The organism is Pseudomonas sp. SED1, assembly GCF_034044025.1.
Classification (GTDB): domain Bacteria; phylum Pseudomonadota; class Gammaproteobacteria; order Pseudomonadales; family Pseudomonadaceae; genus Aquipseudomonas.
This window is the reverse complement of record NZ_JAXCIS010000176.1, coordinates 22,549-42,643: the sequence shown is the minus strand read 5'-3', so window position 1 is coordinate 42,643 and position 20,095 is coordinate 22,549. Positions and strand designations below refer to the sequence as shown.

At 62.4% G+C, this 20,095-nt stretch carries 16 protein-coding genes and 2 pseudogenes; 10 read left to right on the top strand and 8 right to left on the bottom strand.

Features of this window, described 5'->3' with window-relative positions; translation table 11 throughout:
* Positions 1–87: 87 nt before the first annotated feature.
* Positions 88–831, top strand: coding sequence for a YkgJ family cysteine cluster protein (locus SNL23_RS22060; RefSeq protein ID WP_076014377.1), 744 nt, complete (start codon positions 88–90; stop codon positions 829–831).
* Positions 832–997: 166 nt separating this feature from the next.
* Here SNL23_RS22060 and SNL23_RS31645 read toward each other — a convergent pair.
* The 4 genes and pseudogenes from SNL23_RS31645 to SNL23_RS22045 form a co-directional block, all read right to left on the bottom strand.
* Positions 998–1,603 (bottom strand): annotated as a pseudogene (locus tag SNL23_RS31645) (methyl-accepting chemotaxis protein); the annotation flags it as partial.
* Between the two features lie 285 nt (positions 1,604–1,888).
* Positions 1,889–2,572: pseudogene (locus SNL23_RS31640) on the bottom strand (PAS domain-containing protein); the annotation flags it as partial.
* A 107-nt stretch (positions 2,573–2,679) separates the two neighbouring features.
* Positions 2,680–3,471: a transporter substrate-binding domain-containing protein gene (locus tag SNL23_RS22050; RefSeq protein WP_076014375.1), complete on the bottom strand. Its 792-nt coding sequence runs from the start codon at positions 3,469–3,471 to the stop codon at positions 2,680–2,682.
* A 167-nt stretch (positions 3,472–3,638) separates the two neighbouring features.
* Entirely contained in the window at positions 3,639–3,881 is a 243-nt protein-coding gene (locus tag SNL23_RS22045) for a hypothetical protein (RefSeq protein ID WP_003216247.1), read from the bottom strand.
* A 214-nt stretch (positions 3,882–4,095) separates the two neighbouring features.
* Between SNL23_RS22045 and SNL23_RS22040 the strand changes: the two genes are divergently transcribed.
* The 4 genes from SNL23_RS22040 to SNL23_RS22025 are packed head-to-tail and all read left to right on the top strand — an operon-like array spanning position 4,096 to position 10,417.
* Positions 4,096–5,262, top strand: coding sequence for an efflux RND transporter periplasmic adaptor subunit (locus SNL23_RS22040; protein WP_318303508.1), 1,167 nt, complete (start codon positions 4,096–4,098; stop codon positions 5,260–5,262).
* Entirely contained in the window at positions 5,259–8,354 is a 3,096-nt protein-coding gene (locus tag SNL23_RS22035) for a multidrug efflux RND transporter permease subunit (protein WP_318303507.1), read from the top strand. Before SNL23_RS22040 ends, SNL23_RS22035 begins: the two co-directional genes overlap by 4 nt.
* A 31-nt stretch (positions 8,355–8,385) precedes the next feature.
* Positions 8,386–9,063, top strand: a complete 678-nt coding sequence (locus tag SNL23_RS22030) for a heavy metal response regulator transcription factor (protein ID WP_003216255.1) — start codon at positions 8,386–8,388, stop codon at positions 9,061–9,063.
* Positions 9,053–10,417 carry a heavy metal sensor histidine kinase gene (locus SNL23_RS22025; protein WP_318303505.1) on the top strand — a complete coding sequence of 455 codons (1,365 nt, stop codon included), beginning with the start codon at positions 9,053–9,055 and terminating at the stop codon, positions 10,415–10,417. The genes SNL23_RS22030 and SNL23_RS22025 overlap by 11 nt, the downstream gene beginning before the upstream one ends.
* A 13-nt stretch (positions 10,418–10,430) precedes the next feature.
* Here SNL23_RS22025 and SNL23_RS22020 read toward each other — a convergent pair whose 3' ends face one another.
* Complete coding sequence (locus SNL23_RS22020; RefSeq protein ID WP_003216257.1) at positions 10,431–11,399, bottom strand: LysR family transcriptional regulator; 969 nt, start codon at positions 11,397–11,399, stop codon at positions 10,431–10,433.
* Between the two features lie 191 nt (positions 11,400–11,590).
* Between SNL23_RS22020 and SNL23_RS22015 the strand changes: the two genes are divergently transcribed.
* Genes SNL23_RS22015 through SNL23_RS22000 form a run of 4 tightly spaced genes read left to right on the top strand, consistent with a single transcriptional unit; the run spans position 11,591 to position 16,354 of the window.
* On the top strand, positions 11,591–13,102 hold the full coding sequence (locus SNL23_RS22015) for an efflux transporter outer membrane subunit (RefSeq protein ID WP_318303504.1): 1,512 nt from the start codon (positions 11,591–11,593) through the stop codon (positions 13,100–13,102).
* A gap of 10 nt (positions 13,103–13,112) precedes the next feature.
* The gene (locus SNL23_RS22010; RefSeq protein WP_318303503.1) at positions 13,113–15,296 is read left to right on the top strand and encodes an FUSC family protein; all 2,184 of its coding nucleotides are present in this window, start codon (positions 13,113–13,115) and stop codon (positions 15,294–15,296) included.
* Positions 15,286–15,486 carry a DUF1656 domain-containing protein gene (locus tag SNL23_RS22005; RefSeq protein WP_076014369.1) on the top strand — a complete coding sequence of 67 codons (201 nt, stop codon included), beginning with the start codon at positions 15,286–15,288 and terminating at the stop codon, positions 15,484–15,486. Before SNL23_RS22010 ends, SNL23_RS22005 begins: the two co-directional genes overlap by 11 nt.
* A 10-nt stretch (positions 15,487–15,496) precedes the next feature.
* The gene (locus tag SNL23_RS22000; protein WP_318303502.1) at positions 15,497–16,354 is read left to right on the top strand and encodes an HlyD family secretion protein; all 858 of its coding nucleotides are present in this window, start codon (positions 15,497–15,499) and stop codon (positions 16,352–16,354) included.
* 198 nt (positions 16,355–16,552) lie between these two features.
* On the opposite strand, the gene SNL23_RS21995 is transcribed toward SNL23_RS22000, so the two are convergent.
* Positions 16,553–16,954, bottom strand: a complete 402-nt coding sequence (locus SNL23_RS21995) for a DUF4440 domain-containing protein (protein ID WP_076014367.1) — start codon at positions 16,952–16,954, stop codon at positions 16,553–16,555.
* Complete coding sequence (locus SNL23_RS21990; RefSeq protein WP_318303501.1) at positions 16,951–18,141, bottom strand: MFS transporter; 1,191 nt, start codon at positions 18,139–18,141, stop codon at positions 16,951–16,953. The genes SNL23_RS21995 and SNL23_RS21990 overlap by 4 nt, the downstream gene beginning before the upstream one ends.
* Before the next feature lie 111 nt (positions 18,142–18,252).
* On the opposite strand from SNL23_RS21990, the gene SNL23_RS21985 reads away from it, so the two are divergent.
* Positions 18,253–19,116 (top strand): LysR family transcriptional regulator, encoded by an 864-nt coding sequence (locus SNL23_RS21985; protein WP_076014365.1) that lies wholly within the window; start codon positions 18,253–18,255, stop codon positions 19,114–19,116.
* Between the two features lie 164 nt (positions 19,117–19,280).
* Here SNL23_RS21985 and SNL23_RS21980 read toward each other — a convergent pair whose 3' ends face one another.
* Positions 19,281–20,093 carry an SDR family oxidoreductase gene (locus tag SNL23_RS21980; protein ID WP_167662868.1) on the bottom strand — a complete coding sequence of 271 codons (813 nt, stop codon included), beginning with the start codon at positions 20,091–20,093 and terminating at the stop codon, positions 19,281–19,283.
* Positions 20,094–20,095: the final 2 nt, after the last annotated feature.

Here is a 20,095-nt window from a genome sequence, read left to right as displayed (position 1 = left end):
TTTGCACAGAGGCAGAACGGTAAACAGAGGCAAAAACCCGCCGCCGTTCATGAGCGCCTTCAGACCTTGCCTGGTGACAGATCCTCCATGAATACCCACTTTTCCTGCGTCGGTTGCGGTAAATGCTGCACCGACCACCATGTGCCCCTGACCCTCGAAGAAGCCCGCAGCTGGGCGGCTGACGGCGGCAATGTCATCGTGCTGGTGGAGGGTTTCCTGGGCACTGGGCTTGGGCTGCCCGAGTTGCAGCGCGAACACGCACAACGGCGTTCCGCCATCGTGCCCAGCGGCAACACCGAGGCGTATGTGGCAATCACCTTTGCCGCCTATAACGCCGGGCGCTGCCGGAATCTTGACGAAGACGACCGTTGCCGCATTTACGAGCGGCGGCCGTTGGTGTGCCGTATCTACCCGATGGAGATCAACCCGCACATCCCGTTGAACCCGGGCGCCAAGGATTGCCCGCCGGAATCCTGGGAGCAGGGGCCGGCGCTGATCGTGGGCGGCGAGTTGATGGACAAGGAGCTGGCCGAGTTGATCCGCCGCTCACGCCAGGCTGACCGCGACGACATCCAGGCCAAGGAAGCCGTGTGTGGTTTGCTGGGCATCCATACCACGGCGCTCAAGGGCGATGGGTTTACCGCGTACCTGCCGGATATGAGCCTGTTTGCCCAGGCGATCGAGTTGGCGACGCAAGAGGACGTGCAGGCCAATGAGTGGGTGTTCCATGTGTCCGGGATGGACATTGCCGAGCAGTTGCTGGACGCCGGCGCCCGGATTGCCACCGAGGTGCCGGCGAACTATGCGTTCATTTCGTTGCGCGCGGCTTGAGTGAATGTAAGCCTGTGGCGAGGGGGCTTGTCCCCCGTTGGGCTGCGAAGCGGCCCCAAAATCAGCGACGCCGTTCTGTCTGAAACACCGCACTGACCTTGCTGGGTCTGCTTCGCAGCCCAACGGGGGACAAGCCCCCTCGCCACAAAGACAGCTCATGCCGCTACTAGCGCCGCTTACTCCAGAACTCCTCCGCCAACCGCCGCAAATCCTCCGCCAGCCCCGCCACATCCCCTGAGCTGAGCTGGCTCTGCTGGCCGGCGCTGACTGTCACCTCTGCGGCATTGCGAATGCCGATGATGTTGCGGTTGATGTCCTCGCTGACCGCGCTTTGCTCTTCCACCGCCGCCGCGATCTGCTGGCTCATGGCAGTAATCTGGGTCACCCGCTGGCTGATGCCATCCAGTGCCGCTGCGGCGCGCTGGGCCTGGTCGACACTGGCCTCCACATGCTGGCTGCTTTGCGCCATGGCTTGCACCGCATCCCGGGCGCCGCCTTGCAGGGTGCTGATCATGCGCTGGATTTCATTGGTCGAATCCTGCGTACGCTGGGCCAGCCCCCGCACTTCATCGGCCACCACGGCGAAGCCGCGTCCCTGTTCCCCGGCCCGCGCCGCTTCGATGGCGGCATTGAGCGCCAGCAAGTTGGTCTGTTCGGCAATCGCCCGGATCACTTCCAGCACCCCGGAAATATCGCCGCTGTGGCTTTCCAGTTGATGGATCACTTCGGTGGCCCGTGCCAGTTCCTGGGACAAACGCAGCACCGCATCGCGGCTTTCATCCACCCGCTGGTGGCCTTCCCGGGTCTCGCTGCCGGCCTGGTCAGCGGCCTTGGAAGCCTGCAACGCGTGCTCGGCGACTTGCGCCACGCTGGCGGCCATTTGATTGATCGCGGCGGCAACCTGATCGGTCTGGGTCTGTTGGCCGAGGCTGCTGCAGTGGCTGCTGTCCAGCTGCTCTACCAGCGCCGCTGCATGCCCGGATAGACGTTGCGAGGCGTCACCAATCCGGCCGACCACCGCACCCACCTGGGCTTCCAGCATCTGCATGGCAAACTCGATACGCCCGAACTCATCCCCGCGTCCGGTGTAGATCGTCTGGCTCAGCGGGTTGTCAGCAATCAGCCGCGCCCGCTGGTTCAACTGCGCCAGCGGCCGTAACACAGCGTGCACGCCCGCTACCCCCACGGCACATGTCGCCGTCAGCGCCAGCAGTTGCCAGGCCACGGGATAGGTCGCCAGTCCAAGGCCCAAGGCCCACGTTACGACGCAACCCCCCAGGACCCACGCCGACAACTTGAGGGTCACTCCCACTACCGGCGGCGCCCGCCGGGTGCCGGCACGCAAGCGGGCATAGGCCCGTTCGGCCAGTTGCACCCGCCGCGCATCGGGCTTGGTGCGCACCGACTGATACTCCACCGTGACGCCGTCCCGCGTGACCGGCGTGGCGTAGGCGCTGACCCAGTAATGATCGCCGTTCTTGCAACGATTTTTCACCATGCCCATCCACGAACGGCCGCTTTTCAACACCTGCCACATGTGCGCAAACGCAGCGGGCGGCATGTCCGGGTGACGCAGCAGGTTGTGCGGGGTACCCAACAACTCCTCGCGGGTGTAGCCGCTGATATCGATGAAGTCCTGGTTGGCGTAGGTAATTGCGCTGGTCAGGTCGGTGGTCGAGAGGATATTGGCGTCGGGGGCAAAATCCACATTTCGACCGGTGACCGGCAGATTGATCTTCATGAAAACGCGCGCTCGTGATTGTTGGGGGAGTCGGCAGGGCGTCGACTCTAAGCGCACGGGTTTGGTAAATACTGATCCAGCTCATGATCGGTGCAATTAATTGGCCATTACGGCCTGGCGGGCGGTGCATCAAGACGGTAGGGCTGGACGATGCGCTGGTATTCGCCACTCTGCATCAGTTGCTCGAGGGCGCAGTTAAGGTCATTGCGCAACGCGGTGTCGGGCTTGCGCAGGGCAATTGCCACGCCGTTACCCAGCAGATCGGTGGAGACGGCGGGGCCGAGGAAGTCGAAAATCTGGCCGTCGGCGGTGTCGAGCAGCGCCTCACGGATTTCCACCGTGCCTTGCAGCGTCGCATCGATGTCGCCGGCCAACAGGCTGCGGACCAATTCGTCATTGCGCCAGAAACCCTTGACGATCACGCCCTTCGGCGCCCACTTCGCCAGGGCAAACGCCTCGCGGTTGCTGCCCACCAGCACGCCCACGCGCTTGCCCTTCAGCGAGCGAGGGGTCGGCATCAAGCCTGATGTCTTGCGGGCCACCAGGCGCGTGGTCATCGGATAGAGGTCATCGGTGAAATTCACTCGCCGGTGCCGTTTCGACGTAGGGGCGATGCCCATGATTGCGTCGAATTGCCTGGCTTCAAGGGCGGTGAAATTTTCCACCAGGATCTGATCGACCCAGGTACATCGCATATTGAGCTGTATGCACAGGGCGTTACCCAATTCGATGTTCAGACCTACAAGTTGGCCTTGTTGATTGCGGCTTTGAAAGGGCGGGAACTGCGCGGCCACGGCAAAACGAATTTCGCTGCGTGGTTGATCACCGGCCGCAGCGATGGAGACGACACCGTCTATCAGCGACAAGCCCAGCACAACACAGGTGCGTATAAGAACCACAGGGACGTCCTATTCCGGAAAACCAGCTGCACCACGTCCAGCCCAGAGCGAAAAAGTCGGGGCTGGCGGGTGCGTGCAAGCTTTCAAGAATTGGCCGCAGGCCTACAAGGCGAAACGTCAGTAACTGTTGTAGGCATAAATCTCCATTGCGAAGGATTTATTACCGGTCAGCGCTTGCCCATGGAGCGACGGGTGCCGGGCGGTGCCATGCCCGGGCTCTTGGTGTGGCCGTTCTTCGCGCCGTTTTTGTACCACGGCTGGCTGGCGTTTTTTGCCCCGGCCAGTTCGCCCGGCTTGAACGGAAACTTGAATGCCGGGATCTCGGCCTTGGTTTCGCCTTCGACGCTGTCAGGATTGGCCTGTTGGTCGATGTCGACCGCTTCAACAGCGGGTTGTGTCGGGGAATTCATGGAAGCTCCGGGGAGTACTGAAAATGACGCGGGCCCGACTTGCAGGCCACACCGTCGGGCAGTATACCTGCGTGCCTCGGATCTTTAACCACTGCTCGTACGAATGGTCGGACTTTACTGACGGCGCTGTCAGTTAGCAGTCACTTTGCTGACCGGGTTGGCGGGCTATAAAGAACCTTCATTCTTCCGATCCTTTGCCCTGGCGCCTCACCCCATGCACATTCAACGAAAAACGGCCTTGATCGTGGGCGTCCTTGTGGTATTGGCCGTGGTTACCTGGGTGGTGACCCGCCCGGCCAAGACCAAACTGACCGCGTCGGCAGCGATTCCGGTGCGTGTGATCAGCGTCAAACAGCAGGACATTCCGGGTTTTGTCAGCGGCATTGGTTCGGTGCTGTCGTTGCACAGCGTGGTGATCCGCCCGCAAATCGACGGCATCCTCACCAAATTGCTGGTCAAGGAAGGTCAACTGGTGAAGACCGGTGACCTTCTGGCGACCATTGATGACCGCTCGATCCGCGCCAGCCTGGACCAGGCCAAGGCGCAACTCGGGGAAAGCCAGGCGCAACTGCAAGTCGCGCTGGTCAACCTAAAGCGCTACAAGGAACTGAGCATCGACGACGGCGTATCCAAGCAGACCTATGACCAGCAACAAGCCCTGGTCAACCAGCTCAAGGCCACGGCCCAAGGCAACCAGGCCGCTATTGATTCGGCGCAGGTGCAGCTTTCATACACCCAGATTCGCTCTCCGGTCACCGGTCGCGTCGGGATTCGCACGGTGGATGAAGGCAACTTCCTGCGCATGAGCGACACCCAGGGCTTGTTCTCCGTGACCCAGATCGACCCGATTGCCGTCGAGTTTTCCCTGCCGCAACAAATGCTGCCGACTCTGCAACGCCTGATCACCGCGCAACTGCCCGCCGACGTCAACGCCTACATGGGCGCCGACACCGACGGCCAGACCGGCGACCTGCTGGGCGAAGGTCGCCTGAGCCTGATCGACAACCAGATCAGCGGCACCACCGGCACCATCCGCGCCAAGGCCGAGTTCAGCAACGGCGCGCAAAAACTCTGGCCGGGGCAACTGGTGACAATCCGGATCCAGACCGCCCTGCACAAGAACGCCCTGGTGGTACCGCCCACCGTCGTGCAACGCGGGCTGGATTCGCACTTCGTGTACCGGCTCAAGGGTGACAAGGTAGAGGTGGTGCCGGTGCAGGTGCTGTATCAGAACAGCGACATGAACATCCTCCAGGGCGTGCAGGCCGGCGACGTGCTGGTCAGCGACGGCCAGTCACGGCTCAAGGCAGGCGCTCAGGTCGACGTGCTCAAGGAGCCGCCGCAGGTGATCCAGACCGTTGATGCCAAGGTGCAGCCATGAGTGGCAGTCGTTCGCCGTCGGCCTGGTGCGTCGACCATCCGGTCGCCACTTTGCTGCTGACCTTCGCCCTGGTGTTACTCGGGATGATTGCCTTCCCACGACTGGCCATCGCCCCACTGCCGGAAGCTGAATTTCCGACGATCCAGGTCAGCGCCACGCTGCCCGGCGCCAGCCCGGACACCATGGCGTCCTCCGTGGCCACGCCGTTGGAAGTGCAATTCAGCGCCATCCCCGGCATGACCCAGATGACCTCCAGCAGTGCCTTGGGCTCCAGCCTCCTGACCCTGCAATTCACCCTCACCAAGAGCATCGACACCGCCGCGCAAGAAGTGCAGGCGGCGATCAACACCGCGTCCGGCAAACTGCCCAGCGACATGCCAAGCCTGCCGACCTGGAAGAAGGTCAACCCGGCGGACAGCCCGGTGCTGATCCTCAGTGTCAGCTCCGACAGCATGCCCAGCACCGAACTGAGCGACTACGTGGAAACCCTGCTGGCCCGTCAGATCAGCCAGATCGACGGCGTAGGCCAAATCAACATCACCGGCCAGCAACGCCCGGCCATCCGGGTGCAGGCGTCAGCCGATAAACTCGCGGCCATCGGCCTGACCCTGGCGGACGTGCGCCTGGCGATCCAGCAATCGAGCCTGAACCTGGCCAAGGGCGCGATCTACGGCGAAAACAGCGTGTCGACCTTGTCGACCAACGACCAGTTGTTCCATCCCGAGGATTACGCCCAACTGATCGTGTCCTACAAGGACGGGGCGCCCGTGCAACTGCGGGATATCGCCAAAGTCGTCAACGGTTCGGAAAACGCCTACGTGCAGGCCTGGTCCGGCGACACGCCAGGGGTCAACCTGGTGATCTCCCGCCAGCCCGGGGCGAATATCGTCGAGACCGTGGACCGCATTCAATCCGAGCTGCCACGCCTGCAAGCCATGTTGCCGGCCTCGGTGCAGGTCAGCGTATTGACCGACCGTACCAAGACCATCCGCGCGTCCTTGCATGAAGTGGAAGTGACCCTGCTGATCGCCATCCTGCTGGTGGTGGCGGTGATGGCGCTGTTCCTGCGCCAGTTGTCGGCCACGTTGATTGTGTCCAGCGTGCTCGGTGTGTCGCTGGTCGCCAGTTTTGCGCTGATGTACCTGATGGGCTTCAGCCTGAACAACCTGACCCTGGTGGCGATCGTGATCTCCGTGGGGTTTGTGGTGGACGATGCCATCGTGGTGGTGGAAAACATTCACCGCCATCTGGAGGCGGGCCTCGACAAGCGCGAAGCGGCGATCAAGGGCGCGGGGGAAATCGGCTTTACCGTGGTGTCCATCAGCTTCTCGCTGGTGGCGGCGTTTATTCCGCTGCTGTTCATGGGCGGTGTGGTCGGGCGGTTGTTCAAGGAGTTTGCACTGACGGCCACCTCCACCATCCTGATTTCGGTGGTGGTCTCACTGACACTGGCGCCCACCCTGGCCGCGTTGTTCATGCGCGCCCCGACCCATCACGGCCACGACAAACCCGGCTTCAGCGAACGCCTGCTTGCAGGCTATGCGCGCAATCTGCGCCGCGCGTTGGCCCACCAGCGCACCATGGCCGCGATCTTCATGGTGACCTTGGCCCTGGCCGTGGTCGGCTACGTGTTTATCCCCAAGGGGTTCTTCCCGGTACAAGACACCGGCTTCGTCCTCGGTACCAGCGAAGCGGCGGCCGACGTGTCCTTCCCGGACATGGTCGCCAAGCACAAGGCGATCGCCGAGATCGTCAAGGATGACCCGGCGGTGGAAGCGTTTTCCCATTCGGTGGGCGTGACCGGCAGCAACCAGACCATCGCCAACGGCCGGTTTTGGATCGCTTTAAAAGATCGCGGAGATCGCGACGTGTCGGCCAGCCAGTTTATCGACCGGATCCGGCCGAAACTGGCGAAAGTGCCGGGCATCGTGCTGTACCTGCGGGCCGGCCAGGACATCAACTTAAGCTCCGGCCCCAGCCGCGCCCAGTACCAGTACGTGCTCAAGAGCAACGACGGCCCGACCCTGAATACCTGGACCCAGCGCCTCACCGAAAAACTGCGGGCCAACCCGGCGTTCCGCGACCTGTCCAACGACTTGCAGCTGGGTGGCAGCATCACCCACATCAGCATTGACCGTCAGGCCGCTGCGCGTTTTGGTCTCACCGCCACCGATGTGGACCAGGCGCTGTACGACGCCTTCGGCCAGCGCCAGATCAACGAGTTCCAGACCGAGATCAACCAGTACCAGGTGGTGCTGGAGCTGGACACCCAGCAACGCGGCAAGGCCGAAAGCCTGAACTACTTCTACCTGCGCTCGCCGCTGACCAACGAGATGGTGCCGCTGTCGGCGGTGGCCAAGGTCGACCCGCCTACCGTCGGGCCATTGTCCATCAGCCATGACGGCATGTTCCCGGCGGCCAACCTGTCGTTCAACCTGGCGCCGGGCGTCGCGTTGGGGGATGCGGTGATCATGCTCAACCAGGCCAAGAACGAAATCGGCATGCCGACTACCATCATCGGTAACTTCCAGGGCGCGGCCCAGGCGTTCCAGAGTTCGTTGGCCAGCCAACCCTGGCTGATCCTCGCGGCACTGGTGGCGGTCTACATTATCCTGGGTGTGCTGTACGAGAGCTTCGTGCACCCGCTGACGATCATCTCCACCTTGCCGTCGGCGGGTTTGGGCGCGTTGATCATGCTGTCCCTGATGGGCCAGGACTTTTCGATCATGGCCCTGATCGGCCTGGTGCTGCTGATCGGGATCGTGAAGAAGAACGGCATCCTGATGATCGACTTTGCCCTGGATGCCCAGCGCGTACGCGGCTTGCCGCCTGAAGAGGCGATTTATGAAGCCTGTGTCACGCGGTTCCGGCCGATCATCATGACCACCCTCGCCGCGTTGCTGGGTGCGGTACCGCTGATGCTGGGCTCCGGCCCCGGTGCAGAAATGCGCCAGCCACTCGGTATCGCGGTGGTGGGCGGGTTGCTGGTGAGCCAGGCGCTGACGCTGTTCACCACGCCGGTCATATACTTGTACCTTGAGAAGTTTTTCCATAGACCCAAACCAGCTCCCCAGCTGGCAACCACACTCTGAGGCTGAGGCCCCGTCCTGGAACAAAAGGCTCATGCGTGTACTGATTATTGAAGACGAAGAAAAAACCGCCGACTACCTGCATCGCGGCCTGACGGAGCAAGGCTATACCGTCGACGTCGCCCGTGAAGGCGTCGAGGGTTTGCACCTGGCCCTGGAGAACGATTACGCGGTGATCGTGCTCGACGTGATGCTGCCCGGCCTGGATGGCTTTGGCGTGTTGCGTGCACTGCGGGCGCGCAAGCAAACGCCGGTGATCATGCTGACCGCCCGCGAGCGCGTGGAAGACCGCATTCGCGGCCTGCGCGAAGGGGCGGACGATTACCTCGGCAAGCCATTCTCGTTCCTCGAGCTGGTGGCGCGCCTGCAGGCCCTGACCCGTCGCAGCGGCGGGCATGAGCCGGTGCAGGTGACCATCGCCGACCTGTGGATTGACCTGATCAGTCGCAAGGCCAGCCGCAACGGCGTTCGCCTGGACCTGACCGCCAAGGAGTTCTCGCTGCTCAGCGTATTGGCTCGGCGCCAGGGTGAAATCCTGTCCAAGACCTCGATTGCGGAAATGGTCTGGGACATCAATTTCGACAGCGACGCCAACGTGGTGGAAGTGGCGATCAAGCGCCTGCGGGCCAAGCTCGACGGGCCGTTCGAACAGAAACTGCTGCACACCATCCGCGGCATGGGTTATGTGCTGGAGAACCGCAGTGTCGGCTAACTCCATCGCCCTGCGCCTGAGTGGCATGTTCACGTTGGTGGCGCTGCTGATCTTCCTGTTGATTGGCGGCGCGCTGTACCAGCAGGTGGACAAAGGCCTGGGCCTGTTGCCCGGTGCCGAGCTGGATGCGCGTTACAGCGTGCTGGAGTCTTCGGTGAACCGTTTTGGTACGCCGGATCACTGGGCGAAGATCACCGCCAAGCTCAAGCTGTTGGGTGAGGAAGACAAACGCATCCGCTTCTGGGTGGTGAGCAGCGATCCGACCTACGAATATGGCAACCCGGACGCGCAGATTCGGGCCTTCGCCGAAGGCCCGACCGGCAAGCGCGATTTGCACCTGCCGGGCCATCATCATCCGTTCAGAGTGCTGGTCAGCCAGTTCCCGGCCAAGGACCAGCGTCCGCCGCTGCGCTTCATGATCGGGGTCGACACCGAGAACTTCCGCGCCACCCAACATCAACTGTTGGTGGCGCTGATCAGCCTGGCGTTTGTCGGCGTGGTGTTGGCGTCGCTGCTGGGGTTTTGGGTCGCACGTATCGGCCTCAAGCCGCTGATCAAACTGTCGGATGAGGCGCAGAAACTCGCGCCGCCGAAACTCTCCGGGCGCCTGCAACTGTCGCCGTTGCCGCCGGAGCTGAAGCAGTTCGTCAATTCCTTCAACTCGACCCTCGACCGGGTGGAGCAAGCCTATTCGCGCCTGGAGTCGTTCAACGCCGATGTGGCCCATGAACTGCGCTCACCGTTGACCAACCTGATTGGCCAGACCCAAGTGGCACTGACCCGTGGGCGCTCGGCCGAGCATTACTTCGAGGTGCTGCAATCGAACCTCGAAGAGCTGGAACGGCTGCGTTCGATCATCAATGACATGCTGTTTTTGGCCAGCGCCGACCAGGGCAGCAAGGCCACCAAGTTGATCAGCAGTTCACTGGCGGACGAAGTGGCGACCACCCTGGACTACCTGGACTTCATCCTCGAAGACGCCCAGGTGCAGGTACGCGTGAGCGGCGATGCCCAGGTGCAGATAGAGAAGGCGCATTTGCGCCGGGCGTTGATCAACCTGTTGAGCAATGCGGTGCAGCACACACTGCCTGGGCAGGTGATCGAGGTGAAGATCGACGTGCTGGAAGATCACGTGGCGATCGGGGTGACCAACCCGGGTGATGAGATTGCCGGTGAGCACCTGCCCCGGTTGTTCGAGCGGTTCTACCGGGTGGATGCGTCTCGCAGCAATAGCGGGGCGAATCACGGATTGGGGCTGGCGATCGTCAAGGCGATCGCGCTGATGCACGGCGGGGATGTGTTTGTGCGCAGCGAGGGCGGCGGCAATACCTTTGGCATTACGCTGCCGGTGTAACGGCTGATCACCCTCAGTTACTCAGCCGAACCCCGCCCAAACTGCCACTTAGCTCATAGGCCGCCAGTTCCGCCTGATGCGCGGCCATGATCTCCGGCAGGGAACTGCGCAGGTATTCCACCCACGTCTTGATCTTCGCATCCAGGTATTGGCGCGACGGGTAGATGGCGTACAGGTTCAGTTCCTGGGAGCGATAGTTGGGCATCACCCGCACCAGCGTGCCGTTGCGCAACCCTTCAATTGCCGCATACACCGGCAACAGGCCAACGCCCATGCCGCTGGTGATGGCGGTCTTCATCGCGTCTGCCGAGTTCACCAGGAACGGTGAGCTGTTGATGGCGACACTTTCCTGGCCTTCAGGGCCGTTGAATGACCATTTATCCAGCTGAATCACCGGGCTGACCAGGCGCAAGCAGGCGTGGTTAAGCAGGTCGCTGGGCCGTTGTGCACAGCCATTGGCCTTGACGTAAGCCGGCGACGCACAAGCGATGCTGTAAGTTATCCCCAGGCGTTGCGAAACAAAACCCGAATCCGGCAGTTCGCTGGCGAGCACGATGGACACGTCGTAGCCCTCGTCCAGCAGGTCCGGCACGCGGTTGGCCATGGTCAGGTCAAAGGTCACGTCCGGGTGGGTGCGGCGGTAGCGGGCAATCGCATCGATCACGAAGTGCTGGCCGATGCCGGTCATGGTGTGCACTTTCAGTTGCCCGGCCGGGCGGGCGTGGGCGTCGCTGGCTTCGGCCTCGGCTTCCTCGACGTACGCCAGGATCTGCTCGCAACGCAGCAAATAGCGCTTGCCGGCCTCGGTCAGGGCGATGCGGCGGGTGGTGCGGTTGAGCAAACGGGTTTGCAGATGGGCCTCAAGGTTAGAGACCGCGCGCGAGACGTTGGCCGTGGTGGTGTCCAGTTGCACGGCGGCGGCGGTAAAGCTGCCGGCTTCGGCCACACAACTGAAGGCGCGCATGTTTTGCAAAGTGTCCATGGGGTGCTCTCTGGGAGATGGCAAATTGTGACACGAAGTTTCTTTTTTTTGCAGAGCGAATAATGAACCTACGAACGGATTATCGCCTGAACGGTAACAAAGATTCACAAGAATCCCACCTTATCGCCATCCGGCCCGGCCCTTAGAATTGCGCCACCTTCCCCGCAACACCCTCTCAGGAATTCGCAGCAGTGCCGCGTCGCATCAGCAGAGAGCTGAAGACTCTCAGTGTTTGGGCCTTATCGTTAGCAATCAGCGGCTGCATCGGAACCGGAGGAATTGCCCCTCAAGGCCAGTCACTCGTCGCCAATTCATTGGCCACCGACGAAGCGATCAAAACCGCCGCCCAGGACGCCCACTGGCCCACCGCGCAATGGTGGCAAGCCTACGGCGACCCGCAACTCAACCACTGGATCGACCTCGCCGTGCAAGGCAGCCCGAACATGGCCATGGCCGCCGCTCGTGTGCGCGAAGCCCGGGCCATGGCCGGGATCGCCGAGTCGGCCGAGTCGTTGCAGGTCAATGGTGACGCCACGCTCAAGCGCCACAACTGGCCGAGCGACCAATTCTACGGCCCGGGCGCGCTGGACAATTCCACCACCTGGGACAACAACGCTTCCCTGGGCTTGAGCTATGCCCTCGATCTCTGGGGCCGCGAAAGCAATGCCACCGAGCGTGCCGTGGACATGGCCCACATGAGCGCCGCCGAAGCGCGTCAGGCCCAGCTCGAATTACAGAACAACGTGGTGCGCGCGTATATCCAGCTGTCGTTGCACTTCGCCCAGCGCGATATCGTGGCCGCCACCCTGGCCCAGCAACAACAGATTCTCGACCTGGCGCAAAAGCGCCTGAATGGCGGGATCGGCACCCACTTTGAAGTCAGCCAGGCCGAGACGCCACTGCCGGAAACCCATCGGCAACTGGATGCTTTGGATGAGGCCATCGCCCTGAGCCGTAATCAACTGGCTGCGTTGGCGGGCAAGGGGCCGGGGGAGGGCGCGCAGTTGCAGCGGCCCACGCTGTCCCTTGGTGCACCGCTGAAATTGCCGTCGACCTTGCCCGCCGAACTGCTCGGCCAGCGCCCGGACGTGGTTGCCAGTCGCTGGCAAGTCGCGGCCCAGGCCCGTGGCATTGACGTGGCTCACGCCGGTTTCTACCCCAACGTCGACCTGGTGGGCAGCCTCGGCTACGTCGCCACCGGCGGCGGGATGCTGAGCTTCCTCACGGGTAAAAAGCTCAACTACAGCGCCGGCCCGGCCATCAGCCTGCCGATCTTCGACGGCGGCCGCCTGCGCTCGCAGTTGGGTGAAGCCAGCGCCGGCTACGACATCGCCGTCGCGCATTACAACCAGACCCTGGTCAATGCACTCAAGGGCATCAGCGACCAGTTGATCCGCCGCGAGTCGATGGACAAGCAGCAGGCCTTCGCCGCCGAATCCGTGGCTTCCGCGCAGAAGACCTACGACATCGCGATGATCGCCTACCAGCGCGGCCTCACCGATTACCTCAACGTTCTGAATGCCCAGAGCCTGTTGTTCCGCCAGCAGCAGGTGCAGCAACAGGTGCAGGCCGCGCGCCTGAGTGCCCATGCCGAACTGGTGACCGCATTGGGCGGCGGCCTCGGTGCCGGCAGCGACGTACCCTTGGACAGCAAGACTCTTCCGAGCAAGACCCCGGCGGCCCTCGCCGTGTTTGATCACTGAGTAGGATGCAATGACTCCCTTGCCTGCACCGCTGCGCTGGTTGCACTCCCTCGAGTGGCGCCGTGGTTTTTTCGATTGGGCACGCAGTGACGGCGTGACCTGGGTCTATATCTTCAAGGTGCTGATCGCGGCGTTCCTGACGCTGTGGCTGGCCATGCGCCTGGAACTGCCGCAGCCGCGCACCGCGATGATCACGGTATTTATCGTGATGCAGCCGCAGAGCGGCCAGGTATTCGCGAAGAGTTTTTACCGCTTCCTTGGCACCCTGGCGGGCTCGGCGGTGATGGTGTTTCTGATCGCGTTGTTCGCGCAGAACACTGAACTGTTCCTCGGTTCGTTGGCGATCTGGGTCGGCATCTGCACTGCTGGCGCTACCCGCAATCGCAACTTTCGCGCCTATGGTTTTGTGCTGGCCGGCTACACCGCCGCGATGGTCGGCTTGCCAGCCTTGGCTCATCCCGACGGCGCGTTCATGGCGGCGGTGTGGCGGGTCCTGGAAATTTCCCTGGGGATTGTCTGCTCCACGCTGGTCAGCGCAGCGATCCTGCCGCAAACCGCCAGCGCCGCCATGCGCAACGCCTTGTACCAGCGCTTCGGTGTGTTTGCGTTGTTCGTCACCGACGGCCTGCGCGGTCGCAGTGAGCGTGAAGGGTTTGAGCGCAGCAACGTGCGCTTTATCGCCGAAGCCGTGGGCCTGGAAGGGCTGCGCAGCATCACCGTGTTCGAAGACCCGCACATGCGTCGGCGCAATGGCCGGCTGACGCGCTTGAACAGTGAGTTCATGAGCATCACCACTCGCTTCAACGCCTTGCACCAGTTGCTGGAACGCCTGCGCAGCCAAGAGGCCGATCACGTGGTGGCCGCTATCAAGCCCGGCCTGCAAGACCTCGCGGAATTGCTCGATGGTTTTTCCGGCCGCGCCCTCACCAGCCCCGATGCGGCGCGCCTGGCCAATCAGTTGAACGCCTATAAGGAAGGCCTGCCCGCCAAGGTGCGCAGCCTGCGGACGAGCTTCCAGGAAAGTCAGCCCAGTGACGCCGAGCAGCTGGATTTTCACACTGCCTATGAGCTGCTGTACCGTTTCGTCGACGACTTGCACAACTACGCCCAGACCCACGCGTCCCTCGCGGATCACAGCCATGAACGCGAACACTGGGACGAGCCCTATACCCCGAAAACCAACTGGCTGGCCTGCGCCGCCTCGGGGATTCGCGCTTCATTTATCCTGATCGTCCTCGGCAGTTACTGGGTGGCCACGGCCTGGCCCAGCGGCGCCACCATGACCCTGATCGCCGCGGCCACGGTGGGCTTGTCGGCCGCCACGCCCAACCCCAAGCGCATGGCGTTTCAAATGGCCTGCGGCACCTTGATCGGGGCGCTGGTGGGCTTTGTCGAAATGTTCTTCGTGTTCCCCTGGATCGACGGTTTCCCGCTGCTGTGCGTGATGCTCGCCCCGGTGATCATCTTCGGTTCGTTCCTGGCTTCACGCCCGCAGTACGCCGGGGTCGGCGTCGGGCTGCTGATTTTCTTCAGCACCGGCTCGGTGCCGGACAACCTCACGATCTATAACCCCTACACCTTCATCAACGACTACATCGCGATGGTCATCGGCATGCTGGTGTGTGCGGCGGCGGGCGCGATCATCCTGCCGCCCAACAGCCGCTGGTTGTGGCGCCGGCTGGAGCAGGACCTGCGCGAGCAAGTGGTGTTCGCCATCAGCGGCAAGCTCAAGGGCCTGGCGTCAGGTTTCGAAAGCCGCACCCGCGACCTGCTGCACCAGGCCTACGGCTTCGCCGCCGGGCAACCCCAGGTGCAACGCAACCTGCTGCGCTGGATGTTCGTGGTGCTGGAAGTCGGCCACGCGATCATCGAATTGCGCAAGGAACAGGCGATCTTGCCGGTACACCCGGCGTATGCCGAATCCCAGCCGTGGCGCCAGGCGATCCGGGTGATGGGCCGCTCGTTGGTGCGGCTGTTCCTGCAACCCAGCGCCAGCAACCTGGAGCGCAGTCTGATCGCCGTGGACCATGCGATCAGCCGGGTGCAGGCCACCGACGAACCCTTCGCCCCGCACTTCGACACCTCGGCCCTGCGCCGGGTGAAAAGCTACCTGCACTTTATCCGCACCTCATTGCTGGACCCGCAATCACCCCTGGCTGCACTCAAGTCCGAAGGACCCGCTCATGCCTCGTGAAATCGCCTTCCACGGCGTCTATATGCCCACCATGACCCTGATGTTCTTTATCGCGGCGGGCGTGGCCTGGGCCCTCGACCGGTTTCTGGCCGGCTTTGATCTGTACCGTTTTTTCTGGCACCCGGCGCTGCTGCGCCTGAGCCTGTTCGCTTGCTTGTTCGGCGCCCTGGCGCTGACCGTCTACCGTTGAGAATGCCCCGATGAAAAAATTTTTCAGCCTGCTCGCGACCGTGCTGGTACTGGCCCTGGCGATCTGGATTGGCCGTACGCTGTGGGTGCAGTACATGGAAACCCCGTGGACCCGCGATGGCCGCGTGCGCGCCGACATCATTAACGTCGCTGCCGACGTTACGGGCGAGGTGGTCAATGTCCCGGTGCGTGACAACCAGTTGGTGAAAAAGGGCGACCTGCTGATGCAGATCGACCCCGAGCACTACCAGATTGCCGTCAAGCAGGCGCAATCGCTGGTGGCTTCCCGCAAGGCCACCTGGGAGATGCGCAAGGTCAACGCCCACCGTCGCGCCGACCTCGACGCCTTGGTGATCTCCAAGGAAAACCGCGACGACGCCAGCAACATCGCCGACTCGGCCCTGGCGGATTACCAGCACGCGTTGGCGCAACTCGAAGCAGCCGAACTGAACCTCAAGCGCACCCAGGTTGTGGCGGCGGTGGACGGCTACGTCACCAACCTCAACGTGCACCGTGGCGACTACGCGCGTATTGGCGAGGCGAAGATGGCGGTGGTGGATATGAACTCGTTCTGGGTGTACGGCTTCTTCGAAGAAACCAAGCTGCCCCACGTCAAAGTCGGCGATAAAGCCGACATGCAGTTGATGAGCGGCGAGACCCTCAAGGGCCACGTGGAAAGCATCTCGCGCGGGATCTACGACCGGGACAACCCGGAGAGCCGCGAGCTGATCGCCGATGTGAACCCGACCTTCAACTGGGTGCGCCTGGCCCAGCGTGTGCCGGTGCGGATCCACATTGATGAAGTGCCGGAGGGCGTGCTGTTGGCGGCGGGGATTACCTGCACCGTGATCGTTAACGACGACCTTTGATACACCCTCAATTCCCTGGCAGGAACCGGATCAATGTGGGAGCGGGCTTGCTCGCGAAGGCGGTGGATCAATCGCCACATGTATTGACTGGCACACGCCTTCGCGAGCAAGCCCGCTCCCACAACTTGATTCAGTGCTTTCAGGTGTATCGAGGTGCATCGCAGGCAGCCCCACAGTTGATTTCTGTTGTTTGGGAAGTCAGGCCTGGCAGTAGGTCTCGTGCAAGTGCCGCCATAGCAGGGCGCCGCTGGCCAGTTTTTCGAATACTACGGTGGCGCGGCGGTCGGTCTGGGTGCCGCTGTCATCGATCTGATGCTCGCGATACGTCACGGTCGCGCCACGTGCATGACGGTCAATGCCAGTCAGTTCGCTCAAGGTTATCTTCAGCCCCGGACGCTGGCCACCCAGGCGGGTGAACAGGTAATTGACCCCGGCCGCGTTCATCCGAGTCCCGGTGGACGGCGCAATCATGCTGAAGTCGGGGGAGAAGCGCGCCAACAAGGTGTTCAGTGTTCCCTCGGGCGCAACGCCTGCAAACCATTGTTCGATCTCGACATGGGTCTGGATCACTTCATCAAAAAAATCACGGTAATCAATCATTGTGTGGGCTCGCTGGCAGGGTGAAGCAGTGTCCGTACTTTGGATGCATCCAGGCACAGTACTGCAAATAAGGGGATGAGGGTCAACGCTGCGGCAATCGCGAAGGTCGCGGTGAAGGAGTCCAGCGCAGCCAGCACCCCGCTGAGCACGGCGGCACCGAGGCAAAAACTCAATTGCCGATTGATATTCCACAAGGCGCTGGCATGCCCCATGCGCTCGGCCGGAATGTCGAGAAAGGCCAGGGTTTGCGCGGTGCTGCTGCACAGGCTGCCGCCCAGGCCCATCAGGATGTAGGCGAGCACCACGACTATCGGGTGTGGCTCGATCAGCAACAGGATGCCGATGGATTGCAGCAGCATGCCTGCCAACAGCAACGGCCGAGGCCCGCAGCGATTGAACAGTTTTTTGCTCAAGGCAATCGCCAGCCCCGAGGCCAGCGCCCACGGCAGCATCAGCGCGCCGATGTGGCTGGCGCTAAACCCGAGGCCGTGCAGATAAAGAATCGCCACCAGGCTGGTGCCGATAAACACGCCCGGAATGAACAGGTAGACCAACATCGCGACCCGTAGCATTGGCCGGCGAATCTGCGCGAGCACCGCGCCGAGATCCAGAGTTGGGCGGGTGGCAGCGGGCGTGTCCGCCTCCAGCCAGCTCAACGTCAACATCAAGGTGATCAGCGCCAGCGGCAGGTTGGCGAAAAAGATCCAGCGCCACGACACACTGTCCACCACCAAGCCGCCCAATGCTGGCGACAACGCCGGAATCAGTAACGCCACCAGCATGACTTTGGCCGTCAGTTGGCTGCGTTCTGCCGGGGCAAAATGCCGATAGGCCAAGGCTTGGCCGACAGGAATCAACAAGCCACCGCCCAGGCCTTGCAGCAGGCGCCAGCCGATCAACGTTTCAATCGACGCGGCCTGGCCCACCAGCACCGAGGCCACACCGAACAGCAGCAGGCTTACGGCAATCAAGCGTCGTTCGCCCAACAGGGCCGCCAGCCACACGCTCAGGGGAATCACCACGGTCAGGCCGAGCATATAGGCGTTGCCGATCCACGCCAGTTGCGTGATCGAGGCGTGTAACTCCCGGGCGATATCCGGGTAGGCGATGGTGGCGACAAACATGTTCACCAGGTCGAGGGCGAAGCCCAGTAGAAAGATCCAGGTGACTTTCGAGCGGTAGGTCATTGCGCTGTTCCTGCGGTGGATGGCGGCAGGGTAGGCGGGTGCAGGTACTTGGGAAACAGCAGTTTGACTGTTAGTTTGTCAAAAATATTTTGACAAAGGAGGGTGTGGCCCATGGTCAGCCTGGATCGATTCGACACCTTCAAGGCCGTGGTCGAGGCTGGTTCATTGACCGCAGCCGCTGACTTCCTCGGGCAAACGCGGGCGGTGGTGAGCTTCAACCTCAAGCGCCTGGAGGCCGAACTGGGTGTCACCCTGCTGACCCGCAGTACTCGGCAACTGGCACTGACCGATGCCGGTGAACGCTTTTACCTGCGCTGCACGCGGATGCTGGAAGAGGCACGGCTGGCGGTCGAGGAAGCCCGTTCGGAACACAGCCAGCTCAAAGGCACGTTGCGTATCACCACCACCGTCGAATACGGATTGGCCGTGGTGGTGCCGGCACTGGAAACTTTTCGCGGCCTGCACCCGGAATTGAACGTCCAGTTATCCACATCCTCCAGCCACGCTGACCTGATCTCCGAGCGGTTTGATGTAGCCATTCGATTGGGACGGATGCTCGACTCCAATCACCGGGCGGTGCAGCTGTCGAGCTACGAGATTTTTGCCGTGGCCGCGCCGGAGTTTGCCGGGGTCGCCACGCTGGATGAATTGGAGCAATTGCCCAAGCTGGGCCATGGGCGGCTGACGGAGTTGGCGGTGGTTGATCCGGCTGGTCTCGAGCGCCTGTATCGCCCGGGGCCTGGCAAGGCTTCATTGGTTGCGGACAGCGCCGCCATTCTCCAGGCCTTCGCCGTGCGCGGGCATGGTGTGGCGATCCTGCCCCAGTGGCTGGTGCAGGAAGACCTGGAGGCCGGGCGTTTGGTTCGTCTGCTGCCGGGTCATCGATTTGCGCCACAGGGGGTGTATGCGTTGTACCCGGATACTCGGCATTTGCCGCTGAAAGTGCGGGCCTTCATTGATTTCATGAAAGGCTGATCAGTCGAGAAACCGTGTGGCGAGGGAGCTTGCTCCCGCTGGGGTGCGAAGCACCCCTGAAAAGGTCAGCGCATTCTTTCAGGAATACTCGGGCGGATGGTTTTGGGGCTGCTGCGCAGCCCAGCGGGAGCAAGCTCCCTCGCCACGGGTGAGGCGGGGGGCTCTTACAGCTGGCCGCTTAGGCCAAAGCGTTTTTTCAAGACGGTCTCCAGCAAACCCTTGGGCAGCAACGCCGCCATCAACGGCAATGCCCGGCAGCCATTTCCCGAGCGTAACAGGCGCGGCGGTGTTGTCTGTTGCACGGCCTTCAATACATCCGCGGCAAAATCGCGGGCGGGCGTAGGCCGATCCTGGGAGGCCTTGGCCCGGGCGCGGATGCTTTCGCGCAGCGGCCACCAAGGCGATTTTTCATTGATCAACAGCTCGGCCTGGGTGCCGGCGTTTTTCGCAAAACTTGTATCGATGGCGCCCGGCTGTACCTCCATCACCCGTACGCCGAAGGGCGCGAGTTCCATGCGCAACGCATCACTCAAGGCGTGCACTGCCGCTTTCGAGGCGCAATACGCACCGGCAAACGGTGTGACCAGCACGCCGGACACGCTGCCGATATTCACCACTAACCCTTTACGACGACGCAGGGCCGGGAACAGCGCCTGGGTCACCCCGACCACTGAAAACACGTTCGTCTCGAATTGCTGCTGCATCGCCTGAGTGCCGCCGTCGAGCAGCGGGCCCATGGCGCCGTAGCCGGCGTTGTTGATCAGCACATCCAGCTCGCCGATCTGGCCGGCCAATTGAGCGAGCGCGGCGCTGTCGTTGACGTCCAGTTGCACGGCGTTGAATCCGGCGGCGCGAAGTGCCGTCACATCATCAGTGCGCCGGGCGCTGGCCCACACGTCAAAACCGGCTTGCTTGAAGGCATCCGCCAGGGCACGGCCAATACCACTGGAACACCCGGTGATGAGTACGTTGGGCATGG

Coding starts and splice junctions, on each gene's coding strand:
- SNL23_RS22020 (WP_003216257.1), bottom strand. CDS start 11,399: ATGGACACTTTGCAAAACATGCGCGCCTTCAGTTGTGTGGCCGAAGCC.
- SNL23_RS21990 (WP_318303501.1), bottom strand. CDS start 18,141: ATGACCTACCGCTCGAAAGTCACCTGGATCTTTCTACTGGGCTTCGCC.
- SNL23_RS21995 (WP_076014367.1), bottom strand. CDS start 16,954: ATGATTGATTACCGTGATTTTTTTGATGAAGTGATCCAGACCCATGTC.
- SNL23_RS22005 (WP_076014369.1), top strand. CDS start 15,286: ATGCCTCGTGAAATCGCCTTCCACGGCGTCTATATGCCCACCATGACC.
- SNL23_RS22000 (WP_318303502.1), top strand. CDS start 15,497: ATGAAAAAATTTTTCAGCCTGCTCGCGACCGTGCTGGTACTGGCCCTG.
- SNL23_RS22045 (WP_003216247.1), bottom strand. CDS start 3,881: ATGAATTCCCCGACACAACCCGCTGTTGAAGCGGTCGACATCGACCAA.
- SNL23_RS21980 (WP_167662868.1), bottom strand. CDS start 20,093: ATGCCCAACGTACTCATCACCGGGTGTTCCAGTGGTATTGGCCGTGCC.
- SNL23_RS22030 (WP_003216255.1), top strand. CDS start 8,386: ATGCGTGTACTGATTATTGAAGACGAAGAAAAAACCGCCGACTACCTG.
- SNL23_RS22060 (WP_076014377.1), top strand. CDS start 88: ATGAATACCCACTTTTCCTGCGTCGGTTGCGGTAAATGCTGCACCGAC.
- SNL23_RS22010 (WP_318303503.1), top strand. CDS start 13,113: ATGACTCCCTTGCCTGCACCGCTGCGCTGGTTGCACTCCCTCGAGTGG.
- SNL23_RS22040 (WP_318303508.1), top strand. CDS start 4,096: ATGCACATTCAACGAAAAACGGCCTTGATCGTGGGCGTCCTTGTGGTA.
- SNL23_RS22035 (WP_318303507.1), top strand. CDS start 5,259: ATGAGTGGCAGTCGTTCGCCGTCGGCCTGGTGCGTCGACCATCCGGTC.
- SNL23_RS21985 (WP_076014365.1), top strand. CDS start 18,253: ATGGTCAGCCTGGATCGATTCGACACCTTCAAGGCCGTGGTCGAGGCT.